Below are 16,713 nucleotides of genomic sequence, written 5' to 3' on the forward strand. Positions count from 1 at the left end.
ACTGACGTTGGTTGGTTCTGGTGAATTGTTGACAATTCATCGAGTCGCGTGGAGGAACCCGTGCGATTACCAGCCCTCGCGCTCACCCCGCTGGTCGCGGTGGGCGCGCTGACCGTGCCGCTGACCGCGGCCTCGGCCGCCCCACCGGAACAACCCGGGAACACCGCCGCCGGCCAGGCCGGCCTGCTGGTTGGCGGCCCCGGCCAGGCGTTCACCGAGCGCCGCACCGAGACCGACGCCGACGGCACCTCCCACGTCCACCTCGACCGCACCTACCGAGGCCTGCCCGTGCTCGGCGGTGACGTGATCGTGCGCCGCGGTCCTGGCGGGACCGCCCCGACCGCCGCCACCGCGCTGACCGCGCCACTGGAACTGGCCACCACACCCCGGCTGGCCGCGGCCAGCGCCGGCCGGATCGCCCTGGACCGGGCCGGCGACCTGGTGGGCCGGCAGGCCTCGGGCGCGCCCAGCCTGGTGGTGGAGGCGCTCGGCGACGACGCCGCGTCCCGGGTGCCCACCCTGGCCTGGGACGTGCTGGTCACCGGCAGCCGGCCGGACGGCACCCCCAGCCGGCTGCACGTGCTGGTCGACGCGACCACCGGCGCGGTCACCACCAGCTACGACGAGGTGCAGGCCGACACCGGCCGCGGCTTCCACTCCGGCGAGGTCGAGCTGACCACGGCCGCCGCGGCGAGCAACCCCGGCCAGCGCGTGCTGCGCGACCCCAGCCGCAACGACGTCGTCACCTACGACTACAGCGGCGGCAACGGCGGGTGGCCGTTCCTGGACTCCGACGGCGTCTGGGGCAACGGGCTGGCCAGCAACAGCCAGACCGCCGCCGTGGACATCCAGTGGGGCACCGCCACCACCTTCGACTTCTACCGCGACACCTTCGGCCACACCCTGCTGGACAACCGGGGCGACCCGCCGTCCAGCTTCCGCGAGCTGTACGCGCGGGCCCACGAGGGCGACAACCTCGCCAACGCCTACTGGGACTCCTACTGCAACTGCATGAGCTTCGGCGACGGCAACACCAGGACGCACGGCTACAACTCGCTGGACGTGGTGGCGCACGAGGCGACCCACGCGGTGATCCACCGCAGCGCGCGGCTGAACTACGCGGGCGAGGCCGGCGGGCTCAACGAGGCGACCGCGGACATCGTCGGCAACCTCGTCGAGTTCTACGCGGCCAACCCCAACGACCCGCCCGACTACCTGGTCGGGGAAAAGGTCTGGAAGGCCGGGCCGCTGCGGTTCATGGACCAGCCAAGCAAGGACGGCAAGTCAGTGGACTGCTGGTCCGCGGGCGTGGGCAACCTCGACGTGCACCGCTCCTCCGGCGTGGGCAACCACGCGTTCTACCTGCTGGCCAACGGCAGCGGCACGTCGACGTGGGGCACCAGCCCGACCTGTGACGGCGCCACCGTGACCGGGATCGGCAGGGACGCCGCCGCGCGGATCTGGTTCCGCGCCCTGACCAGGCACTGGACGTCCACCACCAACTACGCCGAGGCGCGCGCCGGCATGCTGGCCGCCGCCACCGAGCTGTACGGGCAGTGCGGCACCGAGTACCGCGCGGTCCAGGCGGCCTGGTCCGGCGTTGCCGTGCCCGGTGCGGACGCGGCCTGCCCGCTGCCCTAGCCGGCCACCGGGGTGCGCCGGCCGGGACGATCAGCTGATCGGCGCACCCGAGGCGGGGGCGGCCGCTGCCATGCTGGCTTCATGACGAAGCCTTCAGCCGGGCCGAGTGTGCCGAACCGGTGGACCGCCGCCGACATCCCCGACCTGACCGGCCGCACCTTCCTGGTGACCGGCGCCAGCAGCGGCCTGGGACTGGAGACGACCAGGCAGCTGGCCCGGCGCGGCGCGCACGTGATCATGGCGGTGCGCGACGAGGCCAAGGGTCGGGCCGTCGAGCGCGAGCTGCGCGCCGCCCAGCCCGACGCCAACCTGGAGGTGCGCCGGCTCGACCTGGTCGACCTCGACTCGGTGCGCGCGTTCGCCGAGAACCTGGTGCGGGCCGGGCGGAAGGTGGACGTGCTGGTGAACAACGCCGGCATCCTGGCGCCGCCCCGCACGCTCACCCCGCAGGGCCACGAGAGCCAGTTCGGCGTCAACCACCTCGGCCACTTCGCCCTCACCGGCCTGCTGTTCGACCTGCTGCGCGCGGCCGAGCGGCCCCGGGTGGTCACGGTGTCGTCCAACGCGCACAAGTTCGGCCGCATCCACTTCGACGACCTCACCGGGCAGCGGCGCTACTCGCCGATGTTCTTCTACGGCCAGTCCAAGCTGGCGAACGTCCTCTTCGGACTGGAACTGGACCGCCGGGTGCGCGCGGCCGGCCTGCCGCTGCGCAGCGTGCTCGCCCACCCCGGCTACGCGGCCACGCAGATCCACGCGAGTTCGGGCAACCCGGTGCTGCGGGTGCTCATGCGGCTCGGCGGCGGGATGCTGGCGCAGAGCACCGCGATGGGCGCGCTCAACCAGCTCTACGCGGCCACCGACCCGCGCGCCGAGGGCGGCCAGATGATCGGTCCGGGTGGCTGGGGCGAACAACGCGGCTACCCGGCGCTGGTGCGACCCGCCGCCGCCGGCACCGACCCGGTCGCGGCCCGCCGGCTGTGGGAGTTGTCCGAGGAGCTGACCGGCGTGCGCTTCCCGCTGCCCGCCTGCTCCGGCTAGCCGCCGCCGGCGCGGGCGGACGGGACGGGTGCCGCGCCCGCCCAGACCGTCGGTCGTCATGACTGAGATGACGCAAATTTGCGTCATCTCAGTCATGTGGTTAGTCTCTGTGCATGGCCACCGACTGGGAACTCGCCTTCGCCGACGACGCCGGCCGCCTGTTCGCGCGGCAGTACGGTCTGCCCCCCATGACCGGACGGGTGATCGGCTGGCTGCTGCTGTGCGAGCCGGCGCAGCAGACCATCGGCGAGCTGAGCGAGGCTCTCCGGGCCAGCCGCACCGCCGTGACCACCGCGATCAGCACCCTGGAGGACTGGTCCTGGGTGCGCAGGTCGCGCGCGGCCGGCGAGCGGGTCGACCGCGTCTGGCTCGACCCGGACGTCTGGCTGCGGCTGGTCGACAACACGGCCGAGCACACCGCCCTGGGCGAGCTGGCCCGGCGCGGGCTGGACGCGATGAGCGGTGAGTCCGCCGAACGCCGGGCCCGCCTGGCCGAACTGGCCGAGTTCGCCGCGTTCCTCGCCGAGCGGATGCCCGCGCTGGCCGCCGAGTGGCGCGCCCGGCAGGACGCCCTGCGCACCGGCCAGCGCTGACCCCACCCACATCCCGCACCTGACTCGACGGCCGCAGCCGCCGGGTGGCTGACACCTGCCCGAAAACACCCGAAAACACCGGGAAGAGCCCGATCAGGGCCCGGAAGATGGAGACACCGTGCGTTTCGACAGCGCCCACTGGCAGCACCGCCTGGACACCCTGCGCGCCGCCCACCACGTTCCCGGCGCCAGTTTGGCCGTGCTGGTCGACGGCGAGATCCACGAACTGGCCAGCGGGGTGCTGCACCGGGGCACCGGCGTGGCGGCCACCACCGACTCGCTGTTCCTGTCCGGCTCGCTCGCCAAGGTCTACACCGCGACCGTGGTGCTGCAACTGGTCGACCAGGGCCTGCTCGACCTGGACACGCGCGTCGCCGACGTGCTGCCGGAGTTCGGCACCCCCGACCCGGCGGCCACCAGGACGATCACCATCCGCCAGCTGCTCAGCCACACCAGCGGGCTGACCTGCGACTTCACCTACGACTCCGGGCGCGGCGACGACTGCCTCGCCCGGTACGTGCGGGCCGCGGCCGAGGTGGCACTGGACTGCCCGCCAGGCACCGCCCTGTCCTACAGCAGCGTCGGCTACGCCGTGCTGGGCCGGGTGATCGAGGTCGTCACCGGCGGGACCTGGGACCAGGCGGTGCGGGACATGCTGTTCACCCCGCTCGGCCTGACCCACTCGGTGACCCTGCCCGAGCAGGCGCTGCGGTTCCGGGTCGCCATGAGCCACCTGGGCGGACCCGGCCAGGACCCGGAACCCGCGCCCGCCTGGGACCTGATGCCGCGCTCGGCCGGCCCGTACGGGCGGGTCATCACCTCCGCCGGCGACGTCGCCCGGCTGGCCAGGATGCACCTGGACGGCGGGGTCGCGCCGGACGGCACCCGGCTGCTGTCCGAGCAGGCCGTGGCCGCGATGCGGCGCCGCGTGGTGGACAGCCCGGACAAGTGGACCGTGTCCGCCGACGGCTGGGGCCTGGGCTGGACCCTCTACGACTGGGCCGGCGTGCCCGGCTTCGGCCACGACGGCAGCGCCGTGGCCCAGCACTCGTTCCTGCGGGTCGTGCCGCACGCCGGCGTGGCCGTGGTGCTGCTGACCAACGGCGGCGGCGTCAACGGGCTCTACCACGACCTGTTCAGCGAGCTGCTGGGCGAGCTGGCCGGGGTGCGGATGCCCGCGCCGTTCGGTCCGCCGGCGAGCCCGCCGGCCGTGGACGTCACCCCGCTGCTGGGCACCTACCTGCGCGAGGGCGTGGTGACCACGGTCTTCCGCGGCGAGGACGGCGGCACCCGCGTCCGGTACGAGTTCGTCGACGGCATGCGGGACTTCTCCCCGCCGCTGGAGGCCGACCTGATCCCGGTGTCCGACGCGGTGTTCGCCGCCTGCGGCGGTTCCTTCGGCCCGCAGGCCGTGCCGGTGGTGTTCGCCAGCCTCAGCAACGGCACACCGTGTGTCTACATTGGAATGCGCGCGACGCCCAAGACCGCCTGAACGCGCCGCGTGTAGCCCGATTGGTGCCTTGCCGTCCGCGGACCGGCCACGTGATCACCGCTCCTGCTAGCTTCGCGAGAAGCAGTCGAACAGATCGCGCGGAGGAGTTCTGGTGGCCGACGACGGTGGCGACGGGATCAAGGTGCGGTTCGAGGTTCTGGACGGCAGGCTGCGCGGGGTGCGCGGCGACAGCTGGATCGAACGGCTGCACACCGGGTCCCGGTGGACCGAGGGGCCGGTGTACTTCCCCGCCGGCCGGTACCTGCTGTTCAGCGACATCCCCAACGACCGGCTGCTGCGCTGGGACGAGACCACCGGCGTGGTCGGGGTGTTCCAGCAGAACGCCGGCTTTCCCAACGGGCACACCAGGGACTGCCAGGGGCGGCTGATCAGCTGCGAGCACGGCAACCGCCGGGTCACCCGCACCGAGCACGACGGCTCGGTCACCGTGCTCGCCGACAACTGGCAGGGCCACCGGCTCAACAGCCCCAACGACGTGGTGGAGCGCTGCTCGGACGGGTCGATCTGGTTCACCGACCCCACCTACGGCATCGAGAGCGACTACGAGGGCCACCAGGCGGTCAGCGAGATCGGCGCCAGGCAGGTGTACCGGATCGACCCGGTCAGCGGCGAGGTCCGGGCCGTGGCCACCGACTTCCTCCAGCCCAACGGCCTGGCCTTCACCGCCGACGAGACCCAGCTCTACGTGTCCGACAGCGAGGCCAAGCACATCCGGCTGTTCGACGTGGCCGCGGACGGCACGCTCACCGGCGGGGACGTGATCGCCACCTGCACCCAGGGCACGTTCGACGGGCTGCGGGTGGACGACTCCGGCCGGCTGTGGGTGGCGGCCGGCGACGGCCTGCACTGCCTGCACCCGGACGGCAGCCTGCTCGGCAAGCTGCACCTGCCGGAGACCGCGGCCAACCTCACCTTCGGCGGCGGTCAGGGCAACACCCTGTTCATCACGGCCACCAGGTCGCTGTACTCGATCCGGGTCAACTTCGCCGGCGCCCGCTACCCGCGCCGCTGACCACCGCGGCCCCGCGCCGAACCCGTCCACCCACCGGGCGAGCCCGTTCTGTCGTACCCCTGTGGCAAGGTCTCGCTCGGCGGGTAGCAGTTCTCAGTTCGGGAGGGTGCATGGCCAAGTGGAGTGCGGTCGCCGAGTCGGCGCCGGAGTTCGCCGCACGTGTCCGCAAGGCGTTCGAGGCGCACACGTACAAGATCCTCGCGACCTTGCGCGCGGACGGCTCGCCGCGGCTGAGCGGCATCGAGGCCGACTTCGTCGGCGACGACCTGTGGTTCGGGTCGATGCCCCGCGCCATGAAGGCGCGGGACCTGCTGCGCGACCCGCGGTTCGCGCTGCACAGCACACCCGCGATCGACCTGGGGGACGGGCCAGAGGCCAGCCCGGGTGACGCCAAGGTGTCCGGGTCCGCGATCGAGGTCGCCGACCGCGCCGAGATCGTCCCGCTGCTCACCGCGCGCGGCGCCAGCCCGGACGCGTTCCCCGACTCCCACTTCTTCCGCCTCGACATCGACGAGGTCGTGCTGACCAGCATCGACGGCTCGACCATGATCATCGAAGTGTGGCGCCCTGGCCAGGGGGTGCGCCGCCACACCCGCACCTGACCGACCGGCGGCCCGCTGGAGGTCGGCGGTGGTGTCGATCTCCAGCGGGTGTTGGTGACCACGGCCAGGCCAGGACCACCCTGGCCACGCCGTCGAGAGCCAGTGCCAGCACAGCGCATGGAGCGCGCGGTCCTGGCCGATCCTGTCGGCGGGGACGGCGCGGTTGCCACCGTCCACACCGGACCGTCGCAGCACGTACCCCGGCTGGTCGTCGGCGGCGGACGGGAACTGCGCGGCCCGGCGGACAGGCGGGGAATCCCGCCCGCCATCTGAGCGGCCGGGTGAAGCGCGGGCCTGCCGCTGGGCCGGGAACCGCGCTGGGGGCGCCGCTTCGCACCGCTACCCGGCGTTGCCGCCGCCGTCGTCGTCGTGGCTGTCACCGGCGCCGGTGCTGCCCAGCGTCGAGGCACGGGCGACCAGGGTGGGGGTCAGCCGTTCGGACTCCACCCGCTGCCCGGCCAACACCCGCGCCAGCAGGTCCACCGCCCGCCGCCCCATCTCGCGCATGGGGGAGCGCACCGACGTCAGCGGGATCGGCAGTTCGGCCGCCAACGGGGTGTCGTTGAAGCCGACCAGGGCCAGGTCCTCGCCCAGCCGCAGGCCGTGGTCCCGGGCGGCGCCGGCCGCGCCGATGGCGGCGAAGTCGTTGACCGCGAAGATCGCCGACGGGCGCTCGGCCTGGTCGAGCAGCAGTTCGGCCGCCTGCCGGCCGCCGGCGGTGTCGAAGCGGGAGCGCACCACCCGGTGCTCGGGCAGGGGCACGCCCGCCTCGCGGTAGCGGTCCACGAACCCGGCGGTGCGGTCGAGCCCGGTGCTGGCGTGCGGCTCGCCCGCGATCACCGCCACGCGCTCGTGGCCGCGGTCCAGCAGGTGTTCGGCGGCCAGCCGGCCGCCCTGGTAGTCGTCGCAGGTGACCGAGGGGTGGCTGCCGGCCCACCGGCTGACCAGCACGAACCTGACGCCTTGGGCGGCCAGCTCGTCCAGCAGCACCGCGTCGGCGTGCGCGTCGCCGAAGATCAGGCCGTCGACCCGGCGGGCCAGCATCATCTCGGTGCGGTCGCGTTGCTTGTCCGGCTCGTCGCGGGTGTTGGTGACGAACGTGGACAGGCCGTGCTGGCTGGCGGCCTCCTCGATGCCCTCGTAGATGGTGGCCAGCACCAGGTCGGACAGCCGGGGGACGAGCACGCCGATCAGGTTGCTGCGCTGGGTGCGCAGGCTGGTGGCGTGCGGGTTGGGCCGGTAGCCGAGTTCGGTGGCCAGGTCGCGGATGCGCTGCGCGGTCGCGCCGGACGCGGCCCTGGCGCGGTCGCCGGCCGCGCCGTTGAGCACCCTGGACACCGTGGACACGTCCAGTCCGAGCTGGTCGGCGATTGCCCGCAGGGTGACCGGCCGCCGCCTGTTCGCCATCAGACCGTGCCTCCTCACTCACCGAACCCGCACGGTGCGAGCCCCAGCGCGGGATTGTCGCGCACCAGCGCTTGACAGTGCCGGACTCGACGAACCACGATAGCCCAATCGTTTGGCCCAATCGTTTGGGTCGATGTTTGTGAAGGAGGAGCGCGGTGGCGGACGAGCAGCCAGCCAGTCCGGTGCGGGTGGCCGTGGTGCAGTTCGGGCCACAGGTCGGGCTGGCCAACCGGGAGCGCAACGCCGAGCACGCGCTGCGGCTGGCCGGCGCGGCCGTGGCCGACGGCGCCACCCTGGTGGTGCTGCCGGAACTGGCCACCACCGGGTTCGCGTTCACCGACCGCGCCGAGGCCTACGCGCACGCCGAACCCGTGCCCGACGGCCCCACCGTGACCGCCTGGGCGGACTTCGCCCGCCGGCACGGCGTGCACCTGGCCGGCGGCCTGGTCGAGCGGGACGGCGTCCGCCTCTACAACACGGCCGTGCTGGTCGGCCCGGACGGCTACGTCGGCCGCTACCGCAAGGCCCACCTGTGGGACCGGGAAAAGCTCTGGTTCACCCCCGGTGATGTGGGCTTCCCCGTGTTCGACACCACCATCGGCCGGATCGGGATGCTGATCTGCTGGGACATCTGGTTCCCCGAGGTGCCCCGGCTGCTCGCCGCCCAGGGCGCGGACATCATCTGCGCCCCCAGCAACTGGACGTGGACCCCGCCACCCCTGTTCGACCAGTCCGGGCTGTGCATGGCGGCCTACCTGACCATGGGCGCCGCGCACGTCAACAACGTGTTCATCGCGGCGGCCAACCGGACCGGCGCCGAGCGGGACACCCGGTACCTGGGCTGCTCGCTGATCACCGGCACCAACGGCTGGCCACTGGGCCGGGTGGCCGGGCCGGACGAGGAGACCGTGCTGACCGCGGACATCGACCTGGCGGCGGCCAGGAGCGCGCCGATCTGGAGCCGGCACAACGACCTGGTCCGGGACCGGCGCACCGACCTCTACGACAGCATGCTCGGCTACCGGCTGGGCCAGGCCTACCCCCGGTGAGGCAGGCGTGAACCACGGATCCTTCCGCGACCGCACCACCGCCGACCTGCGCGCCGCCGGACTGTCCGCTGTGGACATGGTCGAGCGGGCGCTGGCCGCGATCGACGAGTGCGACCCCGTGCTCAACGCGTTCGTGACGGTGGACGCCGAGGGCGCGCTGGCCGCGGCCAGGCAGGCGGACGCCGAGCGGGCCGCCGGCCACGTCCGCGGCCCGCTGCACGGGATTCCTGTGGCGGTCAAGGACATGATCGCGGTGCGCGGCCTGCCGCACACCCTGGGCTCGGCGCACTTCGCCACCCAGGTGTCCACTCAGGACGCCGAGTGCGTCGCGCGGCTGCGCGCGGCCGGCGCGGTCGTCGTGGGCACCACCACCACGCACGAGTTCGCCTACGGGCCCACCGGTGATGTCTCGGCCACCGGGCCGTCCCGCAACCCGCACGACGTCACCAGGATGTCCGGCGGGTCCAGCGGCGGCAGCGCGGTCGCCGTGGCCGCCGGGCTGGTGCCGCTGGCCCTGGGCACCGACACCGGCGGGTCGGTGCGCATCCCGGCCGCGCTGTGCGGGGTGGTCGGCCTGAAACCCGGGTACGGCACGGTTCCCACGGCCGGCGTGTTCCCGCTGTCCACCACCCTCGACCACGTGGGCGTGCTCGCCAACAGCGCGGCGGACTGCGCGCTGGTCCACCACGTGCTGGCCGGCCGGCCCGCCCCGACCGCCAGCACCCACCGGCCGGTGCGGGTGGGGTGGGTGCGGCCCGACGCGCTGTTCGACACCGACCCCGCCGTCGCCGACCTGGCCAGGGCCGCGGTGGCCGGCCCCGATGTGGTGCTGGGGCCGGCCGAGTTCCCCGAGGCCACCGCCACCCACCTGCGCGAACTGTTCGCGACCATCCAGAACAGCGAGGTGTTCGCCGTGCACGCGGACCGGGTGGCCGAGCACCCCGAGCTGTTCCAGCCCGAGGTGCTGGACCGGCTGCGCGCGGCCGAGAACGTCCTGGGCTGGCAGTACGTGCGGGCGCTGGCCGACCGGGACCGCCAGCGCGCCGAGGTCGACCGGCTGTTCGGTGGCCACGACCTGCTGGCGCTGCCCACCACCCCGGTCACCACCCAGCCGCTCGGCGCCCGGCAGGTCGAGATCAACGGGACCACCAGAGGCGTTCGCGCCGCGCTGCTGTCGTTGACCAGTGTCTGGAACGTGCTGGGCCTGCCCGCGGTGAGCGTGCCGGCCGGTCAGCTCGCCGGCCTGCCGGTGGGCCTGCAACTCGTCGCCCGCCCCGGCCAGGAGGACCTGGTGTGCGCGGTGGCCGACCAACTCCGCCGGCCGAGCGCCCCGCCGTCCGGCACCAGCACAGAAAGGCAGACCAGGTGACCGACTCCCACCAGGTGTTCGAGATCGCCGACTTCCCGCTCGACTCCGGCGACACCCTGGCGCCGGCGCGACTGGCCTACCAGACCTACGGCACGCTCAACGCGGCGAAGTCCAACGCGATCGTCTACCCGACCGCGTTCGCCGACCAGCACCCCGACAACGAGTGGCTGATCGGGCAGGGCCGGGCACTGGACCCGGACAGGTACTTCATCATCGTGCCCAACCTGTTCGGCAACGGCCTGTCCTCCTCGCCGTCGAACACGCCGGCCCCGCACGACCGGGCGCGCTTTCCCCGGGTGAGCTTCGCGGACAACGTGCGCGCCCAGCACCGCCTGGTCACCGAGCACTTCGGCATCGAACGGCTGTGCCTGGTCACCGGCTGGTCGATGGCCGCCTCGCAGACCTACCAGTGGGCGATCAGCTACCCCGACATGGTCGAGCGGGCCCTGCCGTTCTGCGGCGCGCCCCGGGTGTCGCAGCACGCGTTCCTGTTCTTCGAGGGAGTCAAGGCCGCGCTCACCGCGGACGCGGCCTGGCGGGGCGGTGACTACGACACGCCACCCGAGACCGGGCTGCGCGCGTTCGGTCGCGGCTACGCCGCCTGGGGTTTCTCCCAGGCGTTCTACTGGCAGGAGCGCTACCGCGACCTGGGGTTCGACTCGCTGGGCGAGTTCCTCACCGGCTTCTGGGAGCAGAACTTCCTCGGCCGGGACGCCAACGACCTGATCGCCATGCTGTCGACCGGCCAGCACTCCGACCCGGCCGCCACGCCGGCCTTCGGCGGCGACCTGACCAGGGCCCTCGGCGCGATCCGGGCCCGGCTGATCAGCATGCCCGCGGAGAAGGACCTGTACTTCCCGCCCGAGGACGAGCAGTGGGCGGCCACGCACATCCGAGGCGCCGAGGTGCGGGTGATCCCGGGGATCTGGGGCCACCTGGCCGGCCGGGGCATCAACCCCGCCGATGTCGCGGTCATCGACGACACCCTGCGCGAACTGCTGGCCACCCCGGTGGACTGAGCCCCGGCCCGGGGCTGGGCTGGTCCAGCCCCGGGCTGCCGTCCAGAGTGGATGGTGGTCAGAACCGCGCGGTGACGGCGAGTTCGTCGGCCGGGGCGTCCCCGAACACCACGTCCGCCGCGTTGGCCGCGGCCCGCAGGTCGCCGCGCAACTGCCTGGCCAGCCGCAGCGTGTCGTCCGGGCCCACCACGTGCACGGCGGCCAGTTCGGCCCGCATGGACACCTTGGCCTCGGACTTGGCCTTGCGCACCGCGCCGATCAGCGTGGCGGCCAGCGGCAGCAGCGCGTGGTCGGCCCGTGCCGAGGGCACGGCCAGCTCGTCGGCGCGCGGCCACGGTGCACTGTGGACGGACCCGGTGTGCCACCACGACCACACCTCCTCGGTGACGTACGGCAGCACCGGGGCGAACAGCCGGACGAGCACGGACAGCGCGGTGCGCAGGGCAAGGCGGGCCGAGTCCGCGCCGGACTCGCCGTCCTGGCCGTAGGCGCGGCCCTTGACCAGCTCCAGGTAGTCGTCGCAGAACGTCCAGAAGAACCGCTCGGTGCGCTCCAGCGCGGTGGTGTACTCCAGGTCGTCCAGCGCGGCCGTGGCCTGCTCGACCACCTCGGCCAGGCCGGCGATCATCGCCCGGTCCAGCGGCTCGGTGATGGCGGCGGTGCCGGTCGGCTCCGGGAAGGACAGCACGAACTTGCTGGCGTTGAGCAGTTTCGTGGCCAGCCGCCGGCCGATCTTCATCTGGCCGACCTCGAACGCGGTGTCCGTGCCCGGCCGGCCGCTGGCCGCCCAGTAGCGGACCGCGTCCGAGCCGTACTCCACCAGCAGGTCCATCGGCGTGACCACGTTGCCCTTGGACTTGGACATCTTCTTGCGATCCGGGTCGAGGATCCACCCGGACAGCGCGGCGTGCCGCCACGGCAGCGCACCGTTCTCCAGGTGGGCGCGCAGCACGGTGGAGAACAGCCAGGTGCGGATGATGTCGTGACCCTGGGGCCGCAGGTCCATCGGGAAGGTCTGCGCGAACAGCTCGGGATCCCGCTCCCACCCGCAGGCCAGCTGCGGGCTCAGCGACGAGGTCGCCCAGGTGTCCAGCACGTCCGGCTCGCCGACGAACCCGCCGGGCACGCCCCGCTGCGCCTCGGTGTAGCCGGGCGGGGTGTCCGAGGTGGGATCCACCGGCAGCGCGTCCTCGGCGGCGAAGATCGGCCGGTCGTAGTCGGGCTCACCGGCCTGGTCCAACGGGTACCACAGCGGGAACGGCACACCGTAGAAGCGCTGCCTGGACACCAGCCAGTCGGTGTTCAGCCCGCGCACCCAGTCGTCGTAGCGGGCCTTCATGTGCCCGGGGTGCCAGGTCAGTTCCGCGCCCCTGGCCAGCAGCGCGTCCTGCTGGTCCAGGGTGCGGATGAACCACTGCCGGCTGGTGACGATCTCCAGCGGCTTGTCGCCCTTCTCGTAGAACTTGACCGGGCGCACGGTCCGGCGCGGTTCGCCGTCCAGGTCACCGGACTCGCGCAGCATCGCCACCACGCGCTCCCGCGCGGTGTGCGCGGTGGCCCCGGCCAGTCGCGCGTAGGCGGCCCGGCCGGCCGGCGAGGTCACCCCGTCCGGCGGCTCGGGCAGCAGCCGGCCGTCGCGGCCGATGACCGCGCGGGTGGGCAGCTTGAGTTCCCGCCACCACTGGATGTCGACCACGTCGCCGAACGTGCAGCACATGGCGATGCCCGCGCCCTTGTCCGGCTCCACGGCCGGGTGCGCCAGCACCGGCACCTCGACCTCGAACAGGGGAGAGCGCACGGTGTGGCCGAACAGCGGCTGGTAGCGCTCGTCGTCGGGGTGCGCGAGCAGTGCCACGCACGCCGGCAGCAGTTCGGGCCGGGTGGTCTCGATGTGCACCCGCTGGCCGTCACCGGTGTGGAAGGCGATGCGGTGCCAGGCGCCGGCGTGGTCCCGGTCCTCCAGCTCGGCCTGGGCCACGGCCGTGCGGAAGCTCACGTCCCACAGCGTGGGGGCCTGCGCCTGGTAGGCCTGGCCGCGCTCGACCAGCCGCAGGAACGCCAGCTGGGAGACGCGCTGGGCGCGCGGGCCGATGGTGGTGTAGGTGCGCGACCAGTCCACGGACAGCCCGAGGTGGCGCCACAGCTCCTCGAACACCCGCTCGTCCTCGGCGGTCAGCCGGTTGCACAGCTCGACGAAGTTGCGCCGGGACACGTCCTGGACCGGGCGCTGGCCCTTCTTCACCACCGGCTCGGGCGGCTGGAAGTCCGGGTCGTAGGGCAGCGCCGGCTCACAGCGCACCCCGTAGTAGTTCTGCACCCGGCGCTCGGTGGGCAGGCCGTTGTCGTCCCAGCCCATCGGGTAGAACACGTGCTTGCCGCGCATCCGCTGGTAGCGGGCCACGATGTCGGTGTGGGTGTAGCTGAACACGTGGCCGACGTGCAGCGAGCCGCTGACCGTCGGCGGCGGCGTGTCGATGGAGAACACCCGCTCCCGGTCGCCCGGCGGGTCGAAGCGGTACACACCGTCCTGTTCCCACCGCGCTGACCACTTGTTCTCCAAGCCATCCAGCGACGGCCGCGCCGGCACGTTCGCCGCGGTCTCGGACACGGTTCCTGCCACCCCACTCGGTAGTCGTCCCGCCGCGCTCGCGACGGCTCCAGTCACACCGCCGCTCGTGCGGCTCCAGCCACACCGCCGCTCACGCGGCACCGGACACCCTGTCGCGCGCCGCGGCAGCCAGCCAAGGGTAACCGTCCGGCCTCGCCGCCCACCTGGGATTTGCCACCCAACCCGGAACGGTCCGACCCGGACCCGCTCGGCGCGGCCCCGGCTCACGGGGTGGCCAGCACACCCTCCACAGTGGTCAGTCCGACCAGGTCGGGGTCGGCGACGGCGATGCCGGGGGCCAGGCTCAGCGCGTCGGCCAGATCGGTCTCGGCGCCGGCCCGGTCGCCCGCGTGTAACCGGCAGGCGGCGCGGCGCAGCAACAGGTCGGCCCGTTCGGTCCTGTCCTCGTCGGCCACCATGGTCAACGCCACCGTGCAGTCCACTGTGGCCTCGGCGCACCGGCCGGCCCGGTGCCGGGCGAACGCGCGGTGCGCCCGCACCGACGGCGCGTCGGCCAACTCCAGCGCCCGGTCGAAGTGGTCGAGCGACTCCTCGACCTCGCCCTGCTCGAAGGCGAGCACACCCAGGCTGGCCCAGGCGTCGGCCAACCCGTCGTCGTGCCGCAGGGCCAGGGTGAAGTCCGCGCGGGCGCCGTCGAGGTCGCCCGCGTCCTGGGCGAGCAGACCGCGCAGGCACAGCAGGTGCGCGTGGTCGGGGTGCCTGGCCAGGCCGGCGGCGATGTCCTCGGCCGCCCCGGCCGGGTCGCCGAGCTGGTAGCGGGCCGAGGCCCGGTGCACGTGGGCGTCCAGGAAGTCCGGGTCGAGGTCGAGCACCCGGTCGAAGTCGGTGACCGCCTCGGTGAGCCGGCCGCTGTCCAACAGCACCAGGCCCCGGCGGTGGTGCGGTTCCGGGTGGGGCGGGCTGGTCTGGCCGGCCGCGGCGAAGTCGGCGACGGCCTCGGCGGTGCGGCCCTGCCGCCAGTGCAGCTCGCCCCGGTTGAGGTGGTGGTCGGCGTGGTTGGGGTCGACCGCCAGCAGCGCGGTGTACTCGGTGATCGCCTCGTCGGTGCGGCCGGCGCTCGCCAGCAGCCGGGCCCGGTGCTCGCGGAGCACCGCAGCGGGCGCGACCAGGGTGTCCGGCTCGGCCGAGGCGGCCAGGTGGTCGAGCGCCCGGTCGATCCGGCGCAGGGCCGCGTCCACCTCCCCGAGGTGCGCCTCCACCAGGGCCATGGCGGTTTCGGCGCACGTCCGGTCGAACGCCGCCGTGGCCGGGTCACCGCTCAGGCCGGACAGCACGATCGCGGTGTTCGCCCACGCCCTGGCCGCCTCCGGGTCGGTCCGGGCGTGCTGCACGGCCCGCTCGCAGGCTGCGCGCAGGTGCAGGACCGGCAGGGTGGACCGGGCGCAGGCGCGCTCCCACAGCTGCCGGGACTCCTCGGCGCGGCCCAGCGCGCGCAACGCCTCGGTCATGCCCTGGAGGGTCTGCCAGCACTCCCGGGGGTGCGTGTCCCAGTCGAGCAGCGCGGCGCAGCGGCGGGAGTAGTCGAGCAGCGCGTGGAACAGCCCGTGCCGCCGGCAGTGCGCCATGGCCTCGATCAGCACCTCGGGCGCGGTCCCGGTCGGGTCGCTGCCCCGCTCCAGGTGGTGGGGGATGGCGCCGAGGCGCAGCGCCGGCTCGGCCGTGGCGATCAGGGCGGCGGCCCGCTCGTCGTGCAGCCTGGCCCGCTGTTCGGCGGGCAGCTCCTGGTAGGCGGCGCGGTGCCGGGGATCACCGCTCAGGCCGTCGCTGTGAACGTAGCACCGGGCCAGCGCCGTGACGCGGTCGTCGGTGTCGTCCCCGGTCCGGTCGTCCCCGGCCCAGTCCTCGCCGTCCTCGGCGTCGGCGTCGGCGACCGGCCAGGCGGCGTGGTCCACCCGGTCGGCGTGGCTGGCCAGTGCCGCGTCCAGCGGTGCGGCCACGGTGTCGGCGCGGGTGTGCACGAGCACCCGCAGCCGGTGCGGGTCGGCGCGGCGCAGCAGCACGGCCAGCCAGTCGACGTCGGTCTGCTCGGCGCTGTCCACCTCGCGCACCACCAGGGTGCGGCGGAGGTCGAGCGCGGTCAGGTACCCGAGGACGAACTCGGTGAGCCCGTGGGCGACGCGCACCGCCCAGTCGCGTGGGCGCTGCCGGGTCCGGGTGTCCAGCGGCTCCTGGTCGGCCAGGCTCGACCGGCTGGCGGTCAGCACGTCGGCCAGTTCCGGCGCGGCGGTGAGCAGTTCGATGTCGTGGCGCCGCACCAGTTCGGGCAGCCGGGTCAGGGCGTCCGGCACGAGGGCGCGGACCACGGCGCCGGCGGCGGTGAACGGGCCGCGCAACCGGGCGTGCGCGGTCACGTCGGCGAGCGGTTCGGGCTGGCCGGGTTCGGGCTGGTCGGATCTGGGTTGGTCGGGTCTGGGCTGGTCGAGTCTGGGTTCATCGACTCCGGGCAGGCCGGCATCGCCCGCTGGCGCGATGATCCAGCGGTGTCGCATGGGCACGTCGGGCACGGTGCGCTCCCCGTGAGCTGTGGGCTGGCGGTCGGGTCTGGCGGGCTGCTCGCCGGGAGCGCGGCGCGGGCACGCCGACCGTGACGAGCGGATCAGGCTGACGGCGAGGACCGCGGCGGCGTCCCACAGTTGGCCCGTCGGTGCTCGGCCTGCCGGTGCCTGGCCGGCGAGCAGCGTACCGGTCAGCACCGACACCGATCGCCGGAGCGGCGGCGCGGGCCCGGGACAGGTGGCCGGTCCAGGCGATCGGGGAGAACAGCGCCTGACCCGGCCGCTGCCACCGGGCCGGCGCCGCTGGAGCCGTCCCGTGGGCCCGGCGCCGTGGGCCCGGCAC

The 16,713-nt window shown here is 73.7% G+C and carries 12 protein-coding genes; 9 read left to right on the forward strand and 3 right to left on the reverse strand.

The genetic code is table 11. The features are described from left to right. The first annotated feature begins 60 nt into the window (after nt 1–60). From LX83_RS18615 to LX83_RS18640, 6 genes are all read left to right on the forward strand, one after another. Nucleotides 61–1,641, forward strand: coding sequence for a M4 family metallopeptidase (locus LX83_RS18615; RefSeq protein ID WP_253773056.1), 1,581 nt, complete (start codon nt 61–63; stop codon nt 1,639–1,641). A gap of 81 nt (nt 1,642–1,722) precedes the next feature. Continuing rightward, nucleotides 1,723–2,682 (forward strand): oxidoreductase, encoded by a 960-nt coding sequence (locus LX83_RS18620; RefSeq protein ID WP_253773057.1) that lies wholly within the window; start codon nt 1,723–1,725, stop codon nt 2,680–2,682. Between the two features lie 113 nt (nt 2,683–2,795). After that, nucleotides 2,796–3,275, forward strand: a complete 480-nt coding sequence (locus tag LX83_RS18625) for a GbsR/MarR family transcriptional regulator (RefSeq protein ID WP_253773059.1) — start codon at nt 2,796–2,798, stop codon at nt 3,273–3,275. Between the two features lie 118 nt (nt 3,276–3,393). Then, on the forward strand, nt 3,394–4,767 hold the full coding sequence (locus LX83_RS18630) for a serine hydrolase domain-containing protein (RefSeq protein ID WP_253773062.1): 1,374 nt from the start codon (nt 3,394–3,396) through the stop codon (nt 4,765–4,767). 112 nt (nt 4,768–4,879) lie between these two features. Continuing rightward, the gene (locus LX83_RS18635; RefSeq protein WP_253773064.1) at nt 4,880–5,800 is read left to right on the forward strand and encodes an SMP-30/gluconolactonase/LRE family protein; all 921 of its coding nucleotides are present in this window, start codon (nt 4,880–4,882) and stop codon (nt 5,798–5,800) included. A 110-nt stretch (nt 5,801–5,910) separates the two neighbouring features. Further along, nucleotides 5,911–6,402 (forward strand): pyridoxamine 5'-phosphate oxidase family protein, encoded by a 492-nt coding sequence (locus LX83_RS18640; RefSeq protein ID WP_253773066.1) that lies wholly within the window; start codon nt 5,911–5,913, stop codon nt 6,400–6,402. Nucleotides 6,403–6,741: 339 nt separating this feature from the next. On the opposite strand, the gene LX83_RS18645 is transcribed toward LX83_RS18640, so the two are convergent. Then, a complete protein-coding gene (locus LX83_RS18645; RefSeq protein ID WP_253773068.1) occupies nt 6,742–7,809 on the reverse strand; it encodes a LacI family DNA-binding transcriptional regulator in 1,068 nt (355 codons plus the stop codon). Between the two features lie 155 nt (nt 7,810–7,964). On the opposite strand from LX83_RS18645, the gene LX83_RS18650 reads away from it, so the two are divergent. From LX83_RS18650 to LX83_RS18660, 3 genes are read left to right on the forward strand one after another with little or no spacing between them, the layout of a single operon-like run. Then, nucleotides 7,965–8,858: a nitrilase family protein gene (locus LX83_RS18650; RefSeq protein WP_253773070.1), complete on the forward strand. Its 894-nt coding sequence runs from the start codon at nt 7,965–7,967 to the stop codon at nt 8,856–8,858. A 7-nt stretch (nt 8,859–8,865) separates the two neighbouring features. Next, the gene (locus LX83_RS18655) at nt 8,866–10,227 is read left to right on the forward strand and encodes an amidase (protein ID WP_253773072.1); all 1,362 of its coding nucleotides are present in this window, start codon (nt 8,866–8,868) and stop codon (nt 10,225–10,227) included. Next, nucleotides 10,224–11,246, forward strand: a complete 1,023-nt coding sequence (locus LX83_RS18660) for an alpha/beta fold hydrolase (RefSeq protein WP_253773075.1) — start codon at nt 10,224–10,226, stop codon at nt 11,244–11,246. The genes LX83_RS18655 and LX83_RS18660 overlap by 4 nt, the downstream gene beginning before the upstream one ends. A gap of 58 nt (nt 11,247–11,304) precedes the next feature. Here the strand turns inward: LX83_RS18660 and valS are convergent, their stop codons facing one another. Both valS and LX83_RS38435 read right to left on the reverse strand, forming a co-directional pair. Further along, nucleotides 11,305–13,854 (reverse strand): valine--tRNA ligase, encoded by a 2,550-nt coding sequence (gene valS, locus LX83_RS18665; RefSeq protein WP_253773077.1) that lies wholly within the window; start codon nt 13,852–13,854, stop codon nt 11,305–11,307. 224 nt (nt 13,855–14,078) lie between these two features. Further along, on the reverse strand, nt 14,079–16,379 hold the full coding sequence (locus LX83_RS38435) for a tetratricopeptide repeat protein (RefSeq protein WP_253773080.1): 2,301 nt from the start codon (nt 16,377–16,379) through the stop codon (nt 14,079–14,081). Between the last annotated feature and the right edge of the window lie 334 nt (nt 16,380–16,713).

It is taken from the genome of Goodfellowiella coeruleoviolacea (assembly GCF_024171785.1).
Lineage (GTDB): Bacteria > Actinomycetota > Actinomycetes > Mycobacteriales > Pseudonocardiaceae > Goodfellowiella > Goodfellowiella coeruleoviolacea.